Source organism: Mesorhizobium sp. M7A.F.Ca.AU.002.02.1.1 (genome assembly GCF_003998535.1).
In the GTDB taxonomy this organism is placed as follows: domain Bacteria; phylum Pseudomonadota; class Alphaproteobacteria; order Rhizobiales; family Rhizobiaceae; genus Mesorhizobium; species Mesorhizobium ciceri.
In genome coordinates, this window is record NZ_RZPB01001268.1 from 1 (window position 1) to 1,038 (window position 1,038).

Here is a 1,038-nt window from a genome sequence, read left to right on the forward strand (position 1 = left end):
TTCCTGGAGCGCGCCATGACGCTTGAACTCAGCCTCAACCAGCAACCCGCCCATGCCCGGCAAGGCTCTAGCATCGGCCAGCCGCTGACCCGCCGCGACGGCTTTCTGAAAGTCACCGGAGCCGCGCGCTATGCCGCCGACAACCATCCGCCCGGCATGCTCTACGCCGTGCTGGCGGTCAGCAGCATCGCACGCGGCCGCGTCGCCGCGCTGGATGTCGAGGCGGCCAAGGCATACAGAGGCGTGGTCGAGGTGATGACGCCCAAGAACCGGCCAGCGCTCGCTGCCGATCCGGACGCCAAGGACCATCCCTTCATGTTCCGGCTCGACCTCTTGCAGAACGACCAGGTCCGCTACCCCAATCAGAGCATCGCCGTGGTGATCGCCGAGACGCTGGAGGCGGCGACCGAGGGGGCGGCGCTGCTGTCGCCGCGCTATGAAGTGATGCCGGCGCGCGTTGGCCTCGACGGCGCCGAAAATTTCGTGCCGCGTGCTGTCGGCGTCGGCGGTCCGGCCGTGCAGCACAAGGGCGATGTCGAGGTCGGCCTTAAATCCGCAAAGACGCGGATCGAAGCCACCTACGAGACGCCGGCCCAGTACCACAACGCCATGGAGCCGCATGCGATCGTCGTCGCCTGGGAAGGCGACACACTGTCGATCGACACACCGAGCCAGGGCCTTGCCATGGCGCAGGGCCGCATCGCCGGCCTGTTCGGCATCGCGCCGGAGAACATCCACATCCGCAGCCCGTTCCTGGGTGGCGGCTTCGGTTCGAAAGGCATGATCTCCGGGCCGCAGGTGCTCGGCATCCTGGCGGCGCGTCTCGTCGGCCGTCCGGTCAAGCTGGTGCTGCGACGTGAGCAGATGTACGGGCCGGTCGGCCACCGTGCGCCGACGCGCCAGACGCTGCGCATGGGCATGGATGGCGAAGGGCGGCTGACGGCACTCGACCATCACGCCAAGACCGCGTCGAGCACGTTCGACGATTTCTTCGAACCGGCGGCGGATGCCTCGCACACGCTCTATGCCAGCCCGGCC

1 protein-coding gene is annotated in these 1,038 nt (G+C 68.0%); it reads left to right on the forward strand.

Annotation, left to right across the window (positions count from 1 at the left end; translation table 11 throughout):
• Positions 1-15 precede the first annotated feature (15 nt).
• Positions 16-1,038 (forward strand): molybdopterin cofactor-binding domain-containing protein (locus EN879_RS37040; protein WP_164774898.1); only part of this gene is annotated, 1,023 nt, incomplete at its 3' end.